The sequence below is a fragment of the Mesorhizobium sp. genome (assembly GCF_005063415.1).
GTDB lineage: Bacteria > Pseudomonadota > Alphaproteobacteria > Rhizobiales > Rhizobiaceae > Mesorhizobium.
This window is the reverse complement of record NZ_SUEG01000010.1, coordinates 53,503-72,637: the sequence shown is the minus strand read 5'-3', so window position 1 is coordinate 72,637 and position 19,135 is coordinate 53,503. Positions and strand designations below refer to the sequence as shown.

Sequence of the window (19,135 nt, the reverse complement as noted above, 5' to 3'; positions counted from 1 at the left end):
CCCCCCTTGCGGGGGAGATGTCCGGCAGGACAGAGGGGGGTGGGCGGGAACGATACCCTAGCTCGATCTTTGCGTCCGCACCGGTCCCCTCATGACCGCCTATCTCCTCAAGCGCCTCGCCATCGCCGCCGTCACGCTGGTTCTGGCCTCGATGGTGGTCTTTGCCGTGCTGGAGATCATTCCCGGCGACCCGGCGCGGCTGATGCTTGGCCTGAACGCCAGCGCCGACCAGATCGAATTGCTGCGCAACCAGATGGGTCTCAACGCTCCCGTCGTGCTGCGCTATCTGCATTGGTCCGGCGGCTTGCTGAGCCTCGATTTCGGCCGTTCCTACACCTATTCGGTGCCGGTCATCGATCTGGTCCGTGAGCGCCTCGTCGTCTCTCTGCCGCTGGCACTGATGGCGCTGGCGCTGTCCACCGTCATTGCCATTCCGGTCGGGCTGTTTTCCGCCAGCCGGCGCGGCCGCGCCGGCGACACGATCGCGATGGGTGCCGCCCAGCTTGGCGTCGCCGTGCCAAATTTCTGGTTTGCGCTGATGCTGATCTATCTCTTTGCAGTCTGGCTGCGGCTGGTGCCTGGCGGCGGCTTTCCCGGCTGGGGCGCCGGCGTCTGGCCGGCACTGAAATCGCTGCTTCTGCCAGCGGTCGCCCTCGCCCTGCCACAGGCGGCGATCCTCGCCCGGGTCACCCGCTCGGCGCTGATCGAAGTGCTGAACGAGGACTACATCCGAACCGCCCGCGCCAAGGGCCTGCCCTATCGCCTTGTCTTGTGGCGGCATGCGCTGCGCAACGCCATGATCCCGGTGGTCACCATTTTAGGCCTGCAATTCGCCTTCCTGCTTGCCGGCACCATCATCATCGAGAACGTCTTCTATTTGCCCGGCCTCGGCCGGCTGGTGTTCCAGGCGATCAACCAGCGTGACCTGATCGTGGTCGAGAGCGTCGTCATGCTGCTGGTTGCCGCCGTCATCGTCGTCAATTTCATTGTCGATCTCTCCTATGCGGTGGTCGATCCGCGCCTGAGAGGCAGGCAATGACGCTGCACATCGACATCCCCGACGAGAACCTTGCCGGCATCCTGGCCAAGGCGTTCAAAAACCGTTCGTTCCTTGCCGGCTTCGTCATCACCGCACTGGTGGCCGCGGTCGCGATCATCTCCTTCTTGTGGACGCCTTACGACGTCACCAGGCTGGTCATTTCCGACAAGACCCAGGCGCCGTCGCTGGCGCACTGGTTCGGCACCGACCATTTCGGTCGCGACATCCTGTCGATGATCATGGTCGGCGCCCGCAACTCGATTGCAGTGGCGCTGGTGGCGGTCGGCATCGGCATGGGCGTCGGCGTGCCGCTCGGCGCCTTTGCCGCAGCGCGCGGCGGTATCGCCGACGACGTGCTGATGCGGCTGAACGACCTGGTCTTTGCCTTTCCGGCGCTGCTTTCGGCAATCATGATCACCGCCATCTTCGGGCCGGGCGCGTTCAACGCCATCATTGCCATCGGCATCTTCAACATCCCGGTGTTCGCGCGCGTCGCCCGGGCCGGCGCCCTGGCGATCTGGCCACGCGAATTCATCCTCGCCGCCCGTGCCGCCGGCAAGAGCAGGACGCTGATCAGCATCGAACATGTGCTGCCCAACATCGCCACGCTGCTGCTGGTGCAAGGCACCATCCAGTTCGCGCTGGGCATACTGGCCGAAGCCGGGCTTTCCTATGTCGGGCTGGGCACGCAGCCACCGATGCCGAGCTGGGGCCGAATGCTGTTCGACGCCCAGACGCGCATGGTGGTGGCGCCGTGGATGGCGATCTTTCCGGGCATGGCGATTGTCGTCACCGTGCTTGGCCTGAACCTGCTTGGCGACGGCATTGCCGACATCCTTGATCCGAAGTCGCGGCGGCAGCGATGAGCCTGCTCGAAATCGAGAAGCTGTCGCTGACCATCGGCAGCACCCGTATCCTCAGAGACATCGAACTTTCCGTCGCGCCGGGCGAAGTGATGGGGCTGGTTGGCGAATCCGGCTCCGGCAAGTCGATGACGGCGCTCACCGTCATGCAGCTTCTGCCCTGGGCGGCGCACGCCAGCGGACGGATCACCTTCGACGGCATCGACATCCTTGCCGCCAGCGAGGACCAGATGTGCGCACTGCGCGGCGACGACATCGGCATGGTGTTCCAGGAGCCGATGACGGCGCTCAATCCGGTCAAGACCATCGGCGAGCAGGTCGCCGAGGGTATTCGCTGGCACACCAGGGCGAGCCGCGCCGACGCCGAGGAACGGGCGCGAAAAATGCTCGACCGGGTCGGCCTGCCGGCAGCACAATTCCCGCTTTCGCGTTATCCGCACGAACTCTCCGGCGGCCAGCGCCAACGCGTCGTCATCGCCATTGCCTGTGCACTGAAACCCAAGCTGCTGATTGCCGACGAGCCGACGACCGCGCTCGACGTGGTGCTGCAGGCGCAGATCCTCGACCTGCTGCGAGATCTCGTAGCGGAAAACCGCATGGGTCTTCTGCTCATCTCGCACGACCTCGCCGTGGTGACGGAGATGGCGGACCGCATCACCATCCTGCGCCATGGCGAGGTGATGGAGGCCGGCGACACCGCCCGCACGCTATCCGAACAGCTTCATCCCTACACGCGACAGCTGGCGCAGGCCTCAATGCATGTGCCCGCGCGGGCCAAGACACACGAGCGCGGCCGAGCCAAACCGCTGCTTCAGGTAGAGAACATAACGCGGGACTATCCCGGACGGCGCCTATCCCTGTTGAAACGCGCGGCTTCCATCCGCGCCGTCGACGATGTCTCGTTCTCGATGGCGCCGGGCCAGTCGGTGGCGCTGGTCGGGCGTTCCGGCTGTGGCAAGTCGACGCTTGCCCGCATGGTTCTGGCACTGGACAAGCCGACGGCCGGTACGATCCGCTTCCGTGGCGACACCCTCACCGGCAAGAGCGAGGCGGAGTTGAAGCCGGCGCGGCGCGACATGCAGGTCGTATTCCAGGACCCGTATGGCTCGTTCGACCCACGCCAGAAGGTCGAGAGATTGGTGGCCGAGCCGCTGCATGTGCTGGAGAAGAAGCCGGCGCCCGCCGCGCGGCGCGAGATGGTGGCGCATGCGCTGCACGAGGTCGGCCTCTCGCCAGGCGACATGGACAAATACCCGCACGAGTTTTCGGGCGGCCAGCGCCAGCGCCTGTCGATCGCCCGCGCCATCATCACCCGGCCGAAACTGGTCGTCGCCGACGAGCCGGTCTCGGCGCTCGATGTGTCGATCCGCGCCCAGATCCTCGATCTGTTCGCCGAGCTCAACCAGAAGCTCGGCATCGCCTATCTGTTCATCACCCATGATCTGACCGTCGCCCGCGCCATCACGGACGAAGTGATGGTCATGCATGACGGCAAGATCGTCGAGCGCGGCAGGACGAGCGAAGTGCTCGACCACCCGCAATCCGCAGCGGCCAAGGCGCTGGTCGCCGCTGCCCCAGACCTGCACCGGGCGATTGCGAAAAGGCTGCAGGAACAGGGGTGAGCAGCTTCGTGGCACGGCTAATTCGTTGGGCGCACGGCGGGAGAACGGCTATTGACAGCCAACAGTTCTGAAACGCGCGAAGGGCCTGAGCCTCCTCCACTGGGCCTGGGCGGCTCTGCTGCGCTGTTCGGGGCGGGTGCTCTGCTGCTGTTCCTGGTCACGCGGGTGGCCGTCCCAGCGTTTGTCTCCGCTAGCGGGGCTGAGACTGTGGTGATGTGGTTCTTGGCCGCAAGCACCATCCTTTTTGGCCCCCTGCTTCTCACGGCTGCCCTGCTATTGCATCGAGAGCGGCGTCAAGGAAGGCTGGTGTCGTTGGGCGCGCGGCTGTGGCTTCGCTCTATGAATGGCGGCGACTGGCTCTGGGCTATTGGAGGGCTGGCGGCTGTCAGCGTGCTGACCGGCGGCATCGGCGCCGCGCTCCGGATGCTGCAAGACGGGAGGACTCTTCATCCCTCGTTTATGGCTTTCGAGCCGCTAGGTCCTGGGCGGTACTGGATTCTCGGCGCGTGGCTGCCGTTTTTTGTACTGAACATCGTTGGGGAAGAGTTTGTCTGGCGGGGTGTCGCACTGCCGCGGCAAGAGGTTGCCTTCGGGGGGTGGGCTTGGCTGGTCAACGGGATTATGTGGTTGCTGTTCCACGCTGCCTTCCCCTGGCAAGTCCTGTTGACGCTCGTGCCGATCACGTTGCTCCTGCCCTATGTCGTCCAGCGGCGTCGCAGCACATGGGCCGGGATCGTTATCCACGCCGGGTTCGGTGCGATGGGCTTCCTGGTCCTAGCGTTCGGGCTTGCATGAATGCCGCACGAAGTGAAGCGCTTGACGCAATGCGGAGCAAAGCTGCCGGACCAAGGAAACGACGAATCTGAGAATGATGAACGCGACAAACCCGGATGGAGCAATTCAAGTCCTGCCAGACAATCTCGAACCCTTACACCGGGGCCCACTTTTGGTACCTCCCGGGGGGCGAGTTCAAGGGAACATCAATTCGCACATATTCCAAACTGAACGCGATAGGGTAAACGTCATATGGACTACCTAAAGGAAAATCTCATTGGAAAAGAATTTCGATCAATTAAGTACGAAAACGGCAGTATCATGATCGTACTTGAGGGAGGTTCCATCGCAGTAAATACCAAAATTTCATGCTCTATCCTGGCATACATGCAGTCTATAAATATTATTGACGTTGTCATCGACTCCGGATGGGTTTCCATTATATTCTCTGACAGATCTGAGATTCGCGTATCGCGAGTAATTGAGCGCGGGATTTCTCCGGAGAGCTTTGTCTATCACGGCGAGGATAACATAATCATAGTGGATAATTAAATAAGTAGATGAAGTTGGATCATGGAGATTGTTAGCGGCTTCGACTGTTAGACGTGGCATACGTGACTACTTCGAGGGCATTGTCCTTCTCCCAAGGCTACAAGACGCCAGCTTTCGGCCTCAACGACATCTGATTGCGCGACGGGACTTTGCCGGCGAACTTTTCTAAATTGCGGTGACGAATTAGGGGATGGGGTGATGGGTGCACTTTGTCGCCTTCGCCTAAGTCCCCAACAAAGGAGGCGATAAACCTCCTTCTGTTCCAAACGACTAACAGGAGTGGCTAATGGTCGACTTATCAATGCTCGATTGGCTAGAGGAGTGGTACCAGGGACAGTGCAACGGCGATTGGGAACACCAATACGGCATAAAAATTGATACGATCGACAACCCTGGATGGGAAGTTTCAATAGATTTGCACGGGACGCGGCTCTATGGAAGAAAGTTTACAGACGTGCGATTTCAGTATGACGATGAAATAGATTGGTTTTTTGTGACAATAAGGGACGGAACTTTCAACGGAGTTGGCGGGGCAAGGAACTTGTCGAATATTATCGGAGAGTTTAAAAAATTTGTGATGGACACGCAAAGAGAAATAGATCAATTAGATACCTAAAGATTTTTTTTCGCCAGATGTACAAAACGGGAATTATGGTGACAGTGCTGGACTGCACCCCGTAAGTGAGACACGGTAATTTCTGTGACAGGCTATCCTTGGAGGATGGCCTATGGCAGACAAAATGACGTTCAGAACGTCAACAGTCAGCCGATGCCTCAGCCTTGTGGCTTCACCACATCGGCCGGGCTGATGTCGAGCAGGTCGAGCGTGCGGCGCAACAGCTGCATCTCGCTCCCGGCAAGTTGCGAATCGGCCTTGGCGATCTCGGCCATGTGGCGGGCGAGCAGCTTGCGCCGTTCGACGTCGAGGTCGCGAAACTGTGCGATCGCCTGCGAGCCGTTGGTCTCGTAGCCGAACTCGTTGAGATATTCGATAACGCTGTCGATGCTGGTTTCGGGAATGCCGAAGGCTTCCCGGCAGATGCGCCTGAAGGCGGTCATTTCGCTTTCGCTGACCGACCCATCGGCCAGGATCATGCGGAACAGCATCAGCAGCTCCGCCGACAGCACCGGATCGTCCGCGACCTTGCGCACGCCGGGATCGCCGTCGAAGATCGAGCGTATCTGGTCCAGCAATCCCATCGCCATCAGCCCCTTCCGATTCGTCGGGAAGGTAGCGCGGAATCGGCTTTGCGCAAACGGGGTGCGAATGGTGGAACCTGTCATATTTTCTCGCCGGAAACTGCCGGCCGATCCGGCGACCCCGCTGCATGGGCTCATTGGTGTGTAACCGCGCGACTGGTACTATGTCGCTGTACGAATCATGTTGAGGAGGGACCGGACATGAATCTCAGTGCGCCTACCCAGCTTATTTTCATCATATCACTTGTCATTGCCATCATCGGCGTTCTCGCCGCGCTTGGCGTTCTTGCGTTCATCCCTTTGAATGCCGCGTGGATTGTCGTCATCGCCTACATCGTGCTGGCCGCCGGCTGCCTGATGCGCGGCGCTTAAACAATTCAGAATCTCAGGCAACTCGGAGCGCCCGGCCACAAGCCGGGCGCTTTTGATTCTGCAGGATGGTCTGTTAGAATTCCTGGACGAGGGGAAGCGCATGCCCGACAGCGAAGACGGCAGCCGCCACGACAGAACAGGGCTCGATCGGTTCGAGATGGTGCGGCGCGCGCCCAGCCATCGGCTTCAGGGCGCCGTCACCGACATATGCGGCTTTCGCGAAACCATGCCAGGCCATTTCCGCGCCGTCGAATATGCGACGCTGACCGTGCCGCTGGTCATCAGCTTTGCCGAACCCTTTGCCATCGGGCTTGGCAAGGACCCAGGCGACAATGACCGCTTCGCCAGTTTTGCCGCCGGCCTCTATGCCGGGCCGGTGGTGATCGAATCCTTCGGCGGCGCCTGCTGCGTGCAGATCAATTTCACCCCGCTCGGCGCTCGTCGCTTCTTCGGACGGCCGATGAGCGAACTGACCGACCGCATGGTCGGCCTGGACGACGTGCTCGGCGTCGAAGGCATCGCGCTGCGCGAAAGGCTCGGCAATGCGCCGGATTGGAGCGCCCGCTTTGCCATCGCCGAGGCCTTCGTCGCTGACCGGTTGGCAACCGCAGACCGCGCTCAAGCCGACATAGTCTGGGCCTATGAGACGATCGTCTCGACGCGTGGGCGGATTCGCATCTCGACGCTGGCCGAAAAGCTTGGCTGGAGCCGCAAGCATCTTACCGGAAAGTTTTCGGACGCGGTCGGCACCGGCCCAAAAACATTGTCGCGAATTGTCCGCTTCAACCATGCGCTCGGGCTGTCGAGACAGGCCAGCAGCGATTGGGCCGACATTGCCGCCGACTGCGGCTATGCCGACCAGGCGCATCTGGTGCGCGAGTTCCGCGACCTCGCAGGCGTCACGCCGACCACTGTCGCCGCGAGGTAACATTTCTTCAAGACGCGCAACCGGCCTTCGCGCAGACTGGGTTGATCGACCAACCCGCTGAAGGAGATCAGCCATGCCGAACAGCACCGAACCACCGCGGCTTTATCCGGCGCTGCGCTACAGAAATGCCGGCAAGATGATCGACTGGCTATGCGAGGCCTTCGGCTTCAGCGTTCGCGCCCGCTATGGCGAAGGCGACGTGGTGCACCATGCCGAACTGGCATTCGGCTCCTCGATCATCATGCTCGGCACGGCGCGTGACGATGCCTATGGCAAGATGGTCGGCGCGCCCGGGTCAGGCGGCGGCAAGTCGATCTACGTTGCGGTCGCTGACGCAGACGCGGCATACGCGCGGGCAAAGACCGCCGGCGCAGAGATTCTGGAAGAACTCACCGACCGGGACTATGGCAGCCGCGAATTCATCTGCCGCGATCCGGAAGGCAATGTCTGGTCGTTCGGCACCTACTGGCCGAAGGCTGACGAGAAAGCATGATCCCGAAAAGTGGAGACCGGTTTTCGGACAAGATCATGCTCAAGCAAAGCAGCTAACGCGCCAGCCCAAAAATCGCGTCGCAGTCGAGGTGGGTTTCCAGCTCGGCTGCGATCTCGTCCAGTGCCCGTTCGACCTCGGCGCGGTAGTCGATGCCGCCGCCCTTGACGCCGAGGCTTTCGAGGAATTTCGCCCGGAAGGCATCGGCGGAAAACAGCCCGTGCATATAGGTGCCCAGCACCTTGCCGTCGGCCGAGATAGCGCCGTCATCGATGCCGTTGATGACGGCGGACGGCCGCAGCGTGTCGGGACCGGTGGTGCGGCCGAGATGGATCTCGTAGCCCTCGAGCGGCAGATCGAATTGCACCGAGCGCGCGCTGACGTTGCGCACCGTCTTTTCCGGCTCCATCACCGTTTCGACGTCGAGCAGCCCGAGGCCTTGCGTCTCGGTAACGCTGCCCTCGATGCCGTCGGGATCGCGCACGATATGACCGAGCATCTGGAAGCCGCCGCAAATGCCGACGATATGGCCACCGCGTTTCCTGTGCGCGACAAGGTCGCGGTCCCAGCCGTTCTCGCGGAATTTCACGAGATCGCCGATCGTCGACTTCGAGCCGGGAATGACCACCAGACCTGCATCTTCGGGCAAGCGCTGGCCAGGCGGCACGAACGCCACCTCGACCTGCGGTTCGGCCTTGAGCGGGTCGAGGTCGTCGAAATTGGCGATGCGCGAGAGCATCGGCACGGCGACCTTCAGCGCGCGCTTCTCGCCGGATGCCAACCGCTCGAGCACGACAGAATCTTCCGACGGCAGCCGCGCCGCCGCCTTCAGCCACGGCACGACACCAAAACAGCGCCAGCCGGTGAATTTTTCGATCGCCTCGATGCCATCGTCGAACAGCGAGACATCGCCACGGAACTTGTTGATGAGATAACCGACGATCATGCGCCGGTCGTCGTCCGGCAGGATCAGGTGGGTGCCGGCGATCGAGGCAATGACGCCGCCGCGATCGATATCGCCGACCAGGATCACCGGCACGCCGGCGCGCGTCGCAAAGCCCATATTGGCAATGTCGCGGCTCCTGAGATTGATCTCGGCCGGCGATCCCGCGCCCTCGACAATAACCAGATCGGCGCCCTCGCCGACCGTCGCCCAGGAGTCCAGCACCGCATCTATCAACCGGCCCTTCAGCGCCTGGTAATCGCGCGCCCGCGCCTCGCCGAACACCTTGCCCTGCACGACGACTTGAGCGCCGACATCGGTTTGCGGCTTGAGCAGCACCGGGTTCATGTGGATGGTCGGCGCCACGCCGCAGGCGATCGCCTGCAGCCATTGGGCGCGGCCGATCTCACCGCCGCCTGAACCGCCGGGAATATCGGCGACGGCCGCGTTGTTCGACATGTTCTGCGGCTTGAAGGGCCGCACTTTCAAGCCGCGCTTCTTCGCCGCGCGGCACAGACCGGCGACTAGCACCGTCTTGCCGACATCCGAACCCGTGCCCTGCAGCATGATTGCCTTGGCCATATCAGTCCCTGCCCTGCGCAACGGTTCCGGTGATCGTCGACTTGGCTGCCAGTGGCCCGCCGCGCCAGAGATAGAGCGCCATTAGTGGCTCCTTGCCGGTGCGCATGGCGTGGCTGACGTCAGAGGCATGGTGGATCACCTCGCCCGCCGCTCGAAGGCGAAAACCGCCATCGCCCATGCGCCATTCGGCGCCGCCGGTCAGCGGGATATAGATCTCCTCCGCGACATGATGGTGATCGGGGTAGACGATGTCGGGCCCAAGGATCAGCAGGCCGGCCGCGACATCTTCATTGACGAAATGGCCGCGCGTACCGAACACCTCCAGCCAGCCGTAATTGTCGATGAAAACCTTGCCGAAATCCGCTTCGCCATAGGTCTGCCCCCAGCGCAGATCGCCGCGACGCTCCGCAACCAGCCGCGCCAGCGGCTTGGCCGCAGCGGGAGCGAGTTCAACGATACGGTCGAGCTGGACGAGACAAGGCAGTGCATGCGGTTCGAGCGGCCGGCCCGGCATGTCCCAGCCGATCCGGGCCACGGCGTCGCGCACCAGCGCATCATCGAACGTCTGGAGATAGGCATGGAAGCGTCCGAGCAGTTCGTCGAAATTTGTCGTCACACTTTGCTCCAAAGCGCATCCGCGCACAGCGGCTGGGCAGACGGTCGGGTTGCGCGGCGGCATCATTGGTCTAGATTGGACTGCGCGCAAAGCCAAAAACGACAGGCCAGCAGGCCGGAAACATCAGGGAGCACGCCATGGACGCCGCTGTCGATGCGGGCACCAGCCAGTTCGAACTCAACGAGGACCAGCGCGCCATCCAGGAGATGGCCGAGGCCTTCGCCGCCGACCGTGTGGCGCCGAACGCACTCGACTGGGATCGCAACAAATATTTCCCCGCCGATGTGATCCGCGAGACAGGCCCGCTCGGCCTTGGCGGCATCTATGTCAGCGACGATGTCGGCGGCTCAGGGCTCGGCCGGCTCGACGCCGTGCTGATCTTCGAGGCGCTTTCGCGGGCCGATCCGGCGTTTTCCGCCTTCATCTCGATCCACAACATGGCGGCATCGATGATCGACCGCTTCGGCGGCGACGAACAGCGCCGGCGTTTCCTGCCGAAGCTGACCTCGATGGAATGGCTGGCCAGCTATTGCCTGACCGAGCCGGGTTCGGGCTCGGATGCGGCGGCGCTGAAGACGCGCGCGGTCAAAAGCGGCAGTGACTATGTGCTGAACGGCGCCAAACAATTCATCTCCGGCGCCGGCGACAGCGATCTCTATGTCGTCATGGCGCGCACCGGCGCCGACGGGCCGAAAGGCATTTCCACCTTTGTCGTGCCGAACGATGCGCCGGGCCTTTCCTTCGGCGCCAACGAGCACAAGATGGGCTGGCACATGCAGTCGACCCGCCAGGTCGTCTTCGAGGATTGCAAGGTGCCGGCGCAAAACCTGCTCTCAGTCGAAGGCGCCGGCTTCGGCATCGCCATGGCCGGGCTTGACGGCGGCCGCTTGAACATCGCCGCCTGCTCGCTCGGCGGCGCGCAATCGGCACTCGACAGGGCGCTCGCCTACACCGCCGAGCGCAAGGCTTTCGGGTCGAAGATCAACCAGTTCCAGGCGCTGCAGTTCAAGCTCGCCGACATGGAGACCGAACTGCAGGCAGCGCGCATCTTTCTCTACACCGCCGCTTCGAAGCTCGACCGCAAGGCACCGGATGCCTCGAAATGGTCGGCTATGGCCAAGCGCTTCGTCACCGACACCGGCTTCAACGTTGCCAACGACGCGCTGCAACTGCATGGCGGCTACGGCTATCTGCACGATTACGGCATCGAGAAGCTGGTGCGCGACCTGCGCGTCCACCAAATCCTCGAAGGCACCAACGAGATCATGCGCGTCATCATCGCTCGCGCCCTGATCGGACGGTAAGGCAGTAGGCAGAAAGATGACCGCCAAGATCAAGGGCATCAGAAAAATGCTTCGCCAACTTATTAGCAAACTTGCGCCCGAATAGGTCGCCTACTGCCTACTGCCTACCCAAACCACGGAGTGCCATTATGACCACCATCGCCTTCATCGGCCTCGGCAATATGGGCAATCCGATGGCCGCCAACCTGGTCAAGGCCGGGTATGCCGTGCACGGCTTCGACCTGGTGCCGGAGAACCTCGTCATCGCCAGGGAGCACGGCGTCGTCATCATGGCCAATGCCGTTGCAGCGGTGAAGGATGCCGATGCGGTCATTACCATGCTGCCGGCCGGCAAGCATGTGCTGTCGGTTTACGCAGACATCGCGGCCAAGGCGAAAAAAGGCGCGCTGTTCATCGATTCCTCGACCATCGACGTCGAGTCGGCCCGAAAGGCCCATGCCATCGCCGCCAAGCACGGGTTGCTGACGATCGACGCGCCGGTCTCCGGCGGCACCGGCGGTGCGGCGGCCGGCACGCTGACCTTCATGGCCGGCGGTTCGAAGGACGCCTTCGCCAAGGCCGAACCAATCCTCAAGCCGATGGCCGGCCGCATCGTTCATTGCGGCGACGACGGCGCCGGACAGGCGGCGAAGATCTGCAACAACATGATTTTGGGCGTTTCGATGATCGGCGTTGCCGAGGCCTTCGTGCTTGCGGAAAAGCTTGGCCTGTCGCACCAAGCACTGTTCGACGTCGCCTCGACCTCGTCCGGCCAGTGCTGGTCGCTGACCACTTACTGCCCGGTGCCCGGCCCGGTGCCGACATCGCCCGCCAACAATGGCTATAAGCCTGGCTTCGCGGCGGCACTGATGCTGAAGGACCTGAAACTGTCGCAGGAGGCCGCGCAGAGCGCCGGTGCGGCAACCCCGCTCGGCGCAGAGGCAGCCCAGCTCTATGCGCTGTTCAATGCACAAGGCAACGCCGGCGCGGATTTTTCCGGCATCATAAATTTCCTGCGCGGTGCCACGGGGTAAACTCCGAATTTCATCGTTTTTTCGATATCCTGATGCGGAAAGCTGGCAAGTTTAGGTTTGCTTAAGCTCTTGCTAACCTTGCAGTAACGATGTGCGTTTAAAACGGATTGCGAGGCGGACATCCGCCCGGCGCTCCGGATCAGGTCTCGCGTACCGGAGCCCGCAAGTTTCGCCGTAAGTTTCGCAAGTGTTTTGTTGGCGAAGCGCCATGCGTATCTGGCAAAACCGCGCTCCGATGGAGCGCGGTTTTTGCGTTTCGGACTCTTCAAGGACAGTGAGACGATCGCCCTGGCGCGACTCCAGATGATCGTCGGCCTCGTGGCGGCGGTCCAGACCTACGTTGACGACCGGCGCGTCAGCTGCGCTACTTGCGTGCGAGCAAGACGTGAGCCTCTTGGGGGAATATCAGCTCCCCTCCAGTTGAATAGATTGCCAGCGAAGAACTTAGATCAGCCGTGATCGCTGCGATGACTGCGTCCCGATGTCCGGCCTCCATTCCGCTGACCAGCCCAGCCTGCGGTGTCGCTGCCAGCTGTAATCGCACATATTGCTTTGACGAGGGGAACCGGATGTTCTGTGTCGTCGTGTGGATGGTCACCTGACGAAATCCCGCCCCGGCCACCAATCGGTAAAGCTCGTCCGCATCGGCGAGTGAATGCTCGGACCGTTTCGTTGCCGAAGCGCCCGGACCGAGGTGTCGATCCAAGGCATCCGCCAACGCGTTTGCCGCAGGAGTGTGCTCGATAGCGCTGAAAACGTTTAAGACCAGTCGGCCGTCAGGCACCAGAACTCGGAACATCTCACGTAGCGCACTCGATCGGTCCGGAAAAAACTGCAGTCCGAGCTGGCAAAGAACCAAATCAAAGGTGGAGTCAGGGAACGGCATTTCGAGCGCGCTTCCCTCGTGCCAGTCGATACGCGGTCCAGCACCTCTCGGGAGCGAGCGAGCAACGGCAAGCATGCCCGTGTTGATGTCGAGGCCGACGACCTGCCCATTTCCCATACGCTCGGCCGCCGAGCGTGCCACCACGCCGGTGCCGCAAGCTACGTCCAGAATCCGCTCACCAGATTGAGGCGCAGCACGATCCAAAAGGTCGGCAGCCCACTGGGCTGTTATTGCCGGGACCAGGTAGCGCTCGTAGAGTTCCGCAGCGCTGCCTTCCAGCTGCCACTGCTCTTGCTGGGCCATAGCGTCCCTCCCGGACCAGCCGTTCGGGCAACGGGCCGATCGGCGCTTCAAGCAGCCATCTTAAAGCACGTGTCTGTCAACTAGCAACCGGACCGGGAAACATGGATACAGAGCAGATCGCTAGGACGATCCGCCCGCCACCCTAACGAGACCTTTACTGCTGCTCGTTTCCATCGACGAGACGAATGGCAACGTTCCACCCACAGCCGAATCCAAACCGAGGCACCATCGCCTTTCGGATCACTTGTTGAAGTCGACAGGACACGCCCCGCCATTTCCACCGGGCGGGCTCGAAGCTTGAAGGCAACTCGGTTGCAGACATAGTCTCGAAGACCATTTCGTTAAAGGCTATATGGCCGCACGAATCTTTTCACATATTGAGGTCCCGCAATGGCGCACGAGCCTCGAAAAAGACCATTATTCCGCAAGCTCGATAATCATCTATTACGCGTGAGCGATCTCGATGCAGCCGTATCGTTCTATGGGGATCGGCTCGGTCATGCCCTCGTTTGGCGGGACGATGAAGCCGCTGGCTTTGCGCTGCCGGAAACCGATGCGGAACTGGTTGTCCATCTTCATATCGGTCCCGAGACCGATATCCTGGTCGATAACGTGGACGACGCGTTTGAGGAATTCTTGGCCGCCGGCGGTGAGGCTGTGCAACCGCCATTCGAGATCGCGGTCGGACGGTGCGCCCGTGTCCGCGATCCTTTCGGCAACATAGTTGTGATCTTGGACCAATCGAAAGGGATGTTGGTCACTGACGCGAAGGGGCACGTCATCGGTGTCAAGGCGGGCCAGTGATCACGCGTGGTCGTCTATACCGCCAACAGCCTCGCCTGGCGAACGCTTCGCCATAAAGCCGCATTCAATCTCCGGGCGCCCGATTACCGGGCGCCCCGGCGATCGTTCCATCTTACCGCTTGTGCAGATCTGCTTCCGCCAGATCGAGCGCCCTGGCGATACGGTCGCAGCCGATGTCGATCGTCTCGCGCGTCCAGATCAGCGGCGGCGACAGGATCATCGTGTCGCCGGTGGCGCGCAGCATCATGCCCTGGGCAACTGCATGGTCGCGGACAAGCACGGCCGCGCTGCCGGCCGGCAGGAAGCGCTCCTTGGTTGCCTTGTCCTTGACGATCTCGATCGCTCCCATCAGCCCGAACGAGCGCACCTCGCCGACCAGATCGTGCCCACCGAGACGTTCCTGCAGCGCCCTGGCGAAGTAAGGCCCGGTATCGTTCCTGACGCGCTCGACCAAGCCTTCGCGCTCGATGATCTCGAGGTTCTTCAGCGCCACCGCGCAGGCCACCGGATGCCCGGCATAGGTGTAGCCGTGATAGAATTCGCCGCCCTTTTCGACCAGCGTCGCCGCGATGCGGTCGCCGACCAGCAGCGCCGACAGCGGCTGATAGCCGGAGGTCAGCGCTTTAGCCGTGGTGATGGTGTCGGGCTCGACATCGAAGGCTTGTGCCGCGAACCACTCGCCGGTGCGCCCATAGCCGGTGATGACCTCGTCCAGCATCAGCAGGACATCGTATTTGCGGCAGATGCGCTGCACTTCCGGCCAATAGCTCATCGGCGGGATCTTCACCCCGCCTGCCCCCATCACCGGCTCGCCGATGAAGGCGGCGACCTTGTCGGCGCCGGCTTCGAGGATGGCGTCCTCGACGGCCTTCGCCGCGCGCAGGCCGAAATCATGGTCGCTTTCGCCGGGCAGCGCCAGTTCATAGGCGTAGGGCATCATCACGTGGACGATGTTGGGCACGGCGCCGCCGAGCTGCTTGTGCATGAGATCCATGCCGCCGAGCGAGGCGCCGGCGATGGTCGAGCCGTGGTAGCCCATCTTGCGCGAGATGATGCGGTTCTTCTCGGGCCTGCCTTCCAGCACCCAATAGTGACGGACCAAGCGCAGCGCCGTGTCGTTGGCCTCCGAACCGGACGAGCCGTAGAACACCTGGTTGATATGCTTCGGCGCGATCTCCGCCAGTTTCTTGGCAAGCAGAACCGGCGTCGGCGTCGAGCATTTGAAGAAGGAGTTGTAGTAGGGCAATTCCTTCATCTGGGCGTAGGCGGCGTCGGCCAACTCGTCGCGGCCATAGCCGACATTGACGCACCACAGCCCGGCCATGCCGTCGAGGATTTCCGTCCCTTCGGAATCGTAGATGAACGGCCCGTTGGCGTGGGTGATGATGCGTGAGCCGGTCTCGCGCATCTCCTTGTGGTCGGTGAACGGATGAAGGTGATGCGCGGCATCGATCTGCTGAAGCTGCTTCAGCGAATAATTCTGGTAGGTCATGTCTGGTCTTTCCTCTTGAACCAATCCGGCAGCTTTTGCGCCGGGGCGGATTCGTCAGAGGACAGCGGGCGGCGAATAGCCGATGCGGGCGCAGAGCCGCAATAGCTCGGCGCGAAGCGTGCGCGACGACGGCGTCACCGCCACCCCAAATGCGCAACCCGATTTCGCCAGCCGAGCCATGCATGTACCTTAGGCTGCCTCCAGCCCTCAGTTCAAGCCGTGCCGGTCAAGCGACGCCGGTCAATTGGTGCCAGTCAGGGCCCGTTGCAGGAAGACGTACTTCATCGCCGCCTGTGCGGCCTGCGGCCGCCGATCGCCGCGTCCACCATGGCCGCCCTCGGTCTCCTCGAAGAACAGCGTCTTGCCGTGGCCGGCCGCCTGCAGCCGTGCCGCCATCTTGCGGGCATGCCCGGGATGGACGCGATCGTCGGCGGTCGAGGTCGTCAGCAACACCGGCGGATAGGCTGCATCCGTGTCTACATGCTGGTAGGGCGAATAGGCGGCGAGCCAGGCTGCCTCTTCCGGCTTCGCCGGATCGCCATACTCGGCCATCCACGACGCGCCGGGCGGCAGCTCGGTGTAACGCAGCATATCGAGCAGCGGCACGTCGATGATCACCGCGCCGAATAATTCCGGGCGCTGCGTCAGCGAGACGCCGGTCAGCAAGCCACCATTCGATCCGCCCTGGATGCCCAGCGTGGCCGGTGTGGCGATGCCGCGTTTGACCAGATCTTGCGCGACCGCTGCGAAATCGTCGAAGGCATTCTGGCGATTGGCCTTGAGCGCGGCCTGATGCCAGTTCGGGCCGAACTCGCCGCCGCCGCGGATGTTGGCCTGCACATAGGCATTGCCCTTCTCCAGCCACAGCCTGCCGCGCACGCCGGCATAGCCGGGCAGCAGCGGCACTTCAAAGCCACCATAGCCGTAAAGCAATGTCGGCACCGGCCCGTCCTGGTCGCGCCGCCTGACGACGAAGTACGGGATCATCGTGCCATCCTCCGAGCGCGCCTCGAACTGTTCTGAGACCAGGGACGACGCGTCGAAGCGCGCCGGCTGCGATTTCACCGGTACCAGCGTCGCAGCATTGTCGTGCGACCAGATGATCGAGCTCGGCGTCAGGAAATCGGTGAAGGAGAAGGAGACGCTGGAACCGAAATGCTCGGCATGGCTGATGCCGACATTGCCGTTTTCGGGCAATGCAACGGGCTTGAACTCCCAGCCGCCGCCGCTGCGCTCGCCGGCGATGACCTTGCCGCGCACATTGTCCATCAAATTGATGAACAGCCGGTCCTGCGTGCGGGCAATGCCGGCAATCGAGACGCGGTGCGCCGGCTCGAGCACGGTATCGATGGATCCGAATAGCCCGGTTTCGATCCAGCGCTCGAAATCGAGTGAATAGAGCCCGTCGGGCTTGCACAGCGTGCCGTCCGGCGCCGTCCATGGGGAACGCACGCCGAAGACAAGCTGGCCCTTGAACAGCGCTGTATCGGTGACGTCGTCCGGCAACGGAATGCGCCTGTTCTCGCCGGAAGGCAGCCGCAGGAAACTGTGCGAGGCGAAGAAGTCGAGGGTCCGGGCGAGGAAGACATGACGCTTGTCGCCGTCGAATTCGACGGACCCGCCGGCGGCAAGATCCTGCTTCAGCGCCTCGAAGATCGGCATCGCCGCTTCCAGTGGCGTGCCGCGCCGCCAAATCTTGACCACGCGCGGATAACCGGACAGGGTCTTGTCGTCCTCCTCGAAGGCGGCGGCAACGATAACCGTGTCCTCGTCCAGCCAGCTAAAGCTCGATTTCGAGGCAGGAGCACGAAAGCCGCCATCGACGAAGGACCTGCTTTCGATATCGAATTCGCGCATCTCGCTGGCATCGCCGCCATCCGGCGACAGGCTGAGCAGGCAGCGGCTGAAGTCGGGATAGAGCCGGCTCGCGCCGCTGAACACCCATTTCACCCACTCTTCCGCCGCCAGACTATCGAAGTCGATGATCGTCTGCCATTCCGGCTTGTCGGTCTTGTAGGATGCGACCGTGGTGCGCCGCCAGAGGCCGAGTACGTTCGTCCGGTCCTGCCAGAAATTATAGACATGGCCGTTGATAGCCGTCCCGACTGCGATGTTATCCTCGGCCGTCATCAGGTCGAGCGCCGTCTCGAACGACGTCTGATAGAACGGATCACGCTGCAGCTCCCCCACCGTGATCGCATTTTGGCAATGCACCCAGTCGAGCGCCTGCTTGCCTCGTCTGTCCTCCAGCCAGAGAAACGGATCTTCGGCCACCCAATCCGGCTGGCCCTTGGTATTCGATTTGGTCATGAGGTCTCCGGTTGAGTCGGACGTCGGTACCGCCCAGATCGACATGGGGCCGCTTATATTCAAGTCATCGCGTCAGGAACGGCAACCTTCTGGCATTCACACCATCCGCCTTCGAATAACGGTTACAACCGCCAGCGCCAGGCAAATGGCACCGAGCGTCATCGGCAGACCGCCTGCCCCAAGGACATCCATGGCGCTGCCCGCCAGCGGCGGCACGGCGATCCCGCCGACGCCCCACATCAGCGAGAAGGCGGCGTTGCCGGCGACCAGCGCCGAGCCGTTGAACCGCTCGCCGAGCTCGATGATCGACATCGTGTAGATGCCGTAGGAAACCGCACCCCAGATGAAGACGCATGGCCATATGAGCGGCGTCTCGATGAGAACCGGCAGCAGCACGCATCCAAGCACCGTCACCGATACACAGATGAACCGCACCAGCCGCGCCGTCAGCCGTTCCGCTAAGAGGCCGAGGGGCACCTGCATGGCGATGTTGCCGGCGATCATCACCGACAGCAGCGCCGACATGCGCGCTTCGGCGATGCCGTAGTGCGTTCCGTAGACCGGCAGCAAGGCGAGCACCGCCTGTTCGAAACCGGCGGCCACGACGACCGCCGATAACAACAGCCAAGCCTGCGGCACGAATCCCAGGACCGAAACCCGGTGCCCGCTCTCGTCGACCCTCGGCAGCCGTGCCAGCACCGAGGCAAGGCAGGCGCCGCAAAACAGGAATGCGCCGATGCCCACCAGAAACGGCGGCCATCCCACGGTGCCGACCGCAAGCAGGCACAGCGGCCCCGCCGCAAAGCCCGCCGAAATGATCGTCGAATAGATGCCCATGACGCGGCCGCGGCGTGCTGGCGGCGCCAGTGCGATCACCCAGACTTCGCTCAGCACGTAGAGCGGGTTGGTGACCCCACCGATCAAAAAGCGCAGCGGAAACCACAGATAGACATTTTGCGTCCAGCCGATCAGCGCCAGCACCAGCGCCGAAAGTGCCGCGCAGGTAAGCGCGGTGCGCCCTGCCCCGAAACGCCACGCCAGC

Annotated in this window: 18 protein-coding genes; 11 read left to right on the top strand and 7 right to left on the bottom strand. The window is 62.4% G+C overall.

Translation table 11 applies throughout. From position 1 onward, the window contains the following. The first annotated feature begins 91 nt into the window (after window positions 1-91). From E5W70_RS05305 to E5W70_RS05285, 5 genes are all read left to right on the top strand, one after another. Window positions 92-1,039: an ABC transporter permease gene (locus E5W70_RS05305; protein WP_292654843.1), complete on the top strand. Its 948-nt coding sequence runs from the start codon at window positions 92-94 to the stop codon at window positions 1,037-1,039. Then, window positions 1,036-1,905: an ABC transporter permease gene (locus tag E5W70_RS05300; RefSeq protein WP_292654840.1), complete on the top strand. Its 870-nt coding sequence runs from the start codon at window positions 1,036-1,038 to the stop codon at window positions 1,903-1,905. The genes E5W70_RS05305 and E5W70_RS05300 overlap by 4 nt, the downstream gene beginning before the upstream one ends. Beyond that, window positions 1,902-3,524 carry a dipeptide ABC transporter ATP-binding protein gene (locus tag E5W70_RS05295; protein ID WP_292654837.1) on the top strand — a complete coding sequence of 541 codons (1,623 nt, stop codon included), beginning with the start codon at window positions 1,902-1,904 and terminating at the stop codon, window positions 3,522-3,524. Before E5W70_RS05300 ends, E5W70_RS05295 begins: the two co-directional genes overlap by 4 nt. A gap of 51 nt (window positions 3,525-3,575) precedes the next feature. Continuing rightward, window positions 3,576-4,319 carry a CPBP family intramembrane glutamic endopeptidase gene (locus E5W70_RS05290; protein ID WP_292654834.1) on the top strand — a complete coding sequence of 248 codons (744 nt, stop codon included), beginning with the start codon at window positions 3,576-3,578 and terminating at the stop codon, window positions 4,317-4,319. Between the two features lie 817 nt (window positions 4,320-5,136). Beyond that, entirely contained in the window at window positions 5,137-5,466 is a 330-nt protein-coding gene (locus E5W70_RS05285) for an immunity 53 family protein (protein ID WP_292654831.1), read from the top strand. 158 nt (window positions 5,467-5,624) lie between these two features. On the opposite strand, the gene E5W70_RS05280 is transcribed toward E5W70_RS05285, so the two are convergent. Further along, window positions 5,625-6,056 carry a TerB family tellurite resistance protein gene (locus tag E5W70_RS05280; RefSeq protein WP_292654828.1) on the bottom strand — a complete coding sequence of 144 codons (432 nt, stop codon included), beginning with the start codon at window positions 6,054-6,056 and terminating at the stop codon, window positions 5,625-5,627. A 195-nt stretch (window positions 6,057-6,251) separates the two neighbouring features. Between E5W70_RS05280 and E5W70_RS05275 the strand changes: the two genes are divergently transcribed. From E5W70_RS05275 to E5W70_RS05265, 3 genes are all read left to right on the top strand, one after another. Beyond that, window positions 6,252-6,422: a hypothetical protein gene (locus E5W70_RS05275; RefSeq protein ID WP_023676480.1), complete on the top strand. Its 171-nt coding sequence runs from the start codon at window positions 6,252-6,254 to the stop codon at window positions 6,420-6,422. Window positions 6,423-6,522: 100 nt separating this feature from the next. Further along, window positions 6,523-7,350, top strand: a complete 828-nt coding sequence (locus E5W70_RS05270) for an AraC family transcriptional regulator (protein ID WP_292654824.1) — start codon at window positions 6,523-6,525, stop codon at window positions 7,348-7,350. A gap of 73 nt (window positions 7,351-7,423) precedes the next feature. Beyond that, window positions 7,424-7,843 carry a VOC family protein gene (locus E5W70_RS05265; RefSeq protein ID WP_292654821.1) on the top strand — a complete coding sequence of 140 codons (420 nt, stop codon included), beginning with the start codon at window positions 7,424-7,426 and terminating at the stop codon, window positions 7,841-7,843. Window positions 7,844-7,895: 52 nt separating this feature from the next. On the opposite strand, the gene E5W70_RS05260 is transcribed toward E5W70_RS05265, so the two are convergent. Both E5W70_RS05260 and E5W70_RS05255 read right to left on the bottom strand, forming a co-directional pair. Continuing rightward, a complete protein-coding gene (locus E5W70_RS05260) occupies window positions 7,896-9,365 on the bottom strand; it encodes a cobyric acid synthase (RefSeq protein WP_292654818.1) in 1,470 nt (489 codons plus the stop codon). Window position 9,366: 1 nt separating this feature from the next. After that, window positions 9,367-9,981 (bottom strand): dimethylsulfonioproprionate lyase family protein, encoded by a 615-nt coding sequence (locus tag E5W70_RS05255; RefSeq protein WP_292654815.1) that lies wholly within the window; start codon window positions 9,979-9,981, stop codon window positions 9,367-9,369. 137 nt (window positions 9,982-10,118) lie between these two features. Here E5W70_RS05255 and E5W70_RS05250 point away from each other — a divergent pair, with 137 nt between their 5' ends. Beyond that, window positions 10,119-11,285 carry an isobutyryl-CoA dehydrogenase gene (locus E5W70_RS05250; RefSeq protein ID WP_292654813.1) on the top strand — a complete coding sequence of 389 codons (1,167 nt, stop codon included), beginning with the start codon at window positions 10,119-10,121 and terminating at the stop codon, window positions 11,283-11,285. 128 nt (window positions 11,286-11,413) lie between these two features. Continuing rightward, the gene (gene mmsB, locus E5W70_RS05245; protein ID WP_292654810.1) at window positions 11,414-12,298 is read left to right on the top strand and encodes a 3-hydroxyisobutyrate dehydrogenase; all 885 of its coding nucleotides are present in this window, start codon (window positions 11,414-11,416) and stop codon (window positions 12,296-12,298) included. 364 nt (window positions 12,299-12,662) lie between these two features. Here mmsB and E5W70_RS05240 read toward each other — a convergent pair whose 3' ends face one another. Continuing rightward, window positions 12,663-13,487 (bottom strand): methyltransferase domain-containing protein, encoded by an 825-nt coding sequence (locus E5W70_RS05240; RefSeq protein ID WP_292654807.1) that lies wholly within the window; start codon window positions 13,485-13,487, stop codon window positions 12,663-12,665. 390 nt (window positions 13,488-13,877) lie between these two features. On the opposite strand from E5W70_RS05240, the gene E5W70_RS05235 reads away from it, so the two are divergent. Beyond that, window positions 13,878-14,291, top strand: a complete 414-nt coding sequence (locus E5W70_RS05235; RefSeq protein ID WP_156948098.1) for a VOC family protein — start codon at window positions 13,878-13,880, stop codon at window positions 14,289-14,291. A gap of 112 nt (window positions 14,292-14,403) precedes the next feature. On the opposite strand, the gene E5W70_RS05230 is transcribed toward E5W70_RS05235, so the two are convergent. The 3 genes from E5W70_RS05230 to E5W70_RS05220 form a co-directional block, all read right to left on the bottom strand. Further along, entirely contained in the window at window positions 14,404-15,783 is a 1,380-nt protein-coding gene (locus E5W70_RS05230; protein WP_292654803.1) for an aspartate aminotransferase family protein, read from the bottom strand. A 240-nt stretch (window positions 15,784-16,023) separates the two neighbouring features. Then, the gene (locus tag E5W70_RS05225) at window positions 16,024-18,093 is read right to left on the bottom strand and encodes a prolyl oligopeptidase family protein (RefSeq protein ID WP_292654800.1); all 2,070 of its coding nucleotides are present in this window, start codon (window positions 18,091-18,093) and stop codon (window positions 16,024-16,026) included. A gap of 96 nt (window positions 18,094-18,189) precedes the next feature. Continuing rightward, on the bottom strand, window positions 18,190-19,135 hold a 946-nt coding region (locus E5W70_RS05220; protein ID WP_292654797.1), incomplete at its 5' end, for an MFS transporter.

Excerpts from the sequence above, each read along its gene's own strand:
- E5W70_RS05250 (WP_292654813.1), top strand. The coding sequence starts at position 10,119 with ATGGACGCCGCTGTCGATGCGGGCACCAGCCAGTTCGAACTCAACGAG.
- E5W70_RS05265 (WP_292654821.1), top strand. The coding sequence starts at position 7,424 with ATGCCGAACAGCACCGAACCACCGCGGCTTTATCCGGCGCTGCGCTAC.
- E5W70_RS05260 (WP_292654818.1), bottom strand. The coding sequence starts at position 9,365 with ATGGCCAAGGCAATCATGCTGCAGGGCACGGGTTCGGATGTCGGCAAG.
- E5W70_RS05230 (WP_292654803.1), bottom strand. The coding sequence starts at position 15,783 with ATGACCTACCAGAATTATTCGCTGAAGCAGCTTCAGCAGATCGATGCC.
- E5W70_RS05285 (WP_292654831.1), top strand. The coding sequence starts at position 5,137 with ATGGTCGACTTATCAATGCTCGATTGGCTAGAGGAGTGGTACCAGGGA.
- mmsB (WP_292654810.1), top strand. The coding sequence starts at position 11,414 with ATGACCACCATCGCCTTCATCGGCCTCGGCAATATGGGCAATCCGATG.
- E5W70_RS05300 (WP_292654840.1), top strand. The coding sequence starts at position 1,036 with ATGACGCTGCACATCGACATCCCCGACGAGAACCTTGCCGGCATCCTG.
- E5W70_RS05295 (WP_292654837.1), top strand. The coding sequence starts at position 1,902 with ATGAGCCTGCTCGAAATCGAGAAGCTGTCGCTGACCATCGGCAGCACC.
- E5W70_RS05235 (WP_156948098.1), top strand. The coding sequence starts at position 13,878 with ATGGCGCACGAGCCTCGAAAAAGACCATTATTCCGCAAGCTCGATAAT.
- E5W70_RS05280 (WP_292654828.1), bottom strand. The coding sequence starts at position 6,056 with ATGGCGATGGGATTGCTGGACCAGATACGCTCGATCTTCGACGGCGAT.
- E5W70_RS05305 (WP_292654843.1), top strand. The coding sequence starts at position 92 with ATGACCGCCTATCTCCTCAAGCGCCTCGCCATCGCCGCCGTCACGCTG.
- E5W70_RS05275 (WP_023676480.1), top strand. The coding sequence starts at position 6,252 with ATGAATCTCAGTGCGCCTACCCAGCTTATTTTCATCATATCACTTGTC.
- E5W70_RS05240 (WP_292654807.1), bottom strand. The coding sequence starts at position 13,487 with ATGGCCCAGCAAGAGCAGTGGCAGCTGGAAGGCAGCGCTGCGGAACTC.
- E5W70_RS05225 (WP_292654800.1), bottom strand. The coding sequence starts at position 18,093 with ATGACCAAATCGAATACCAAGGGCCAGCCGGATTGGGTGGCCGAAGAT.
- E5W70_RS05270 (WP_292654824.1), top strand. The coding sequence starts at position 6,523 with ATGCCCGACAGCGAAGACGGCAGCCGCCACGACAGAACAGGGCTCGAT.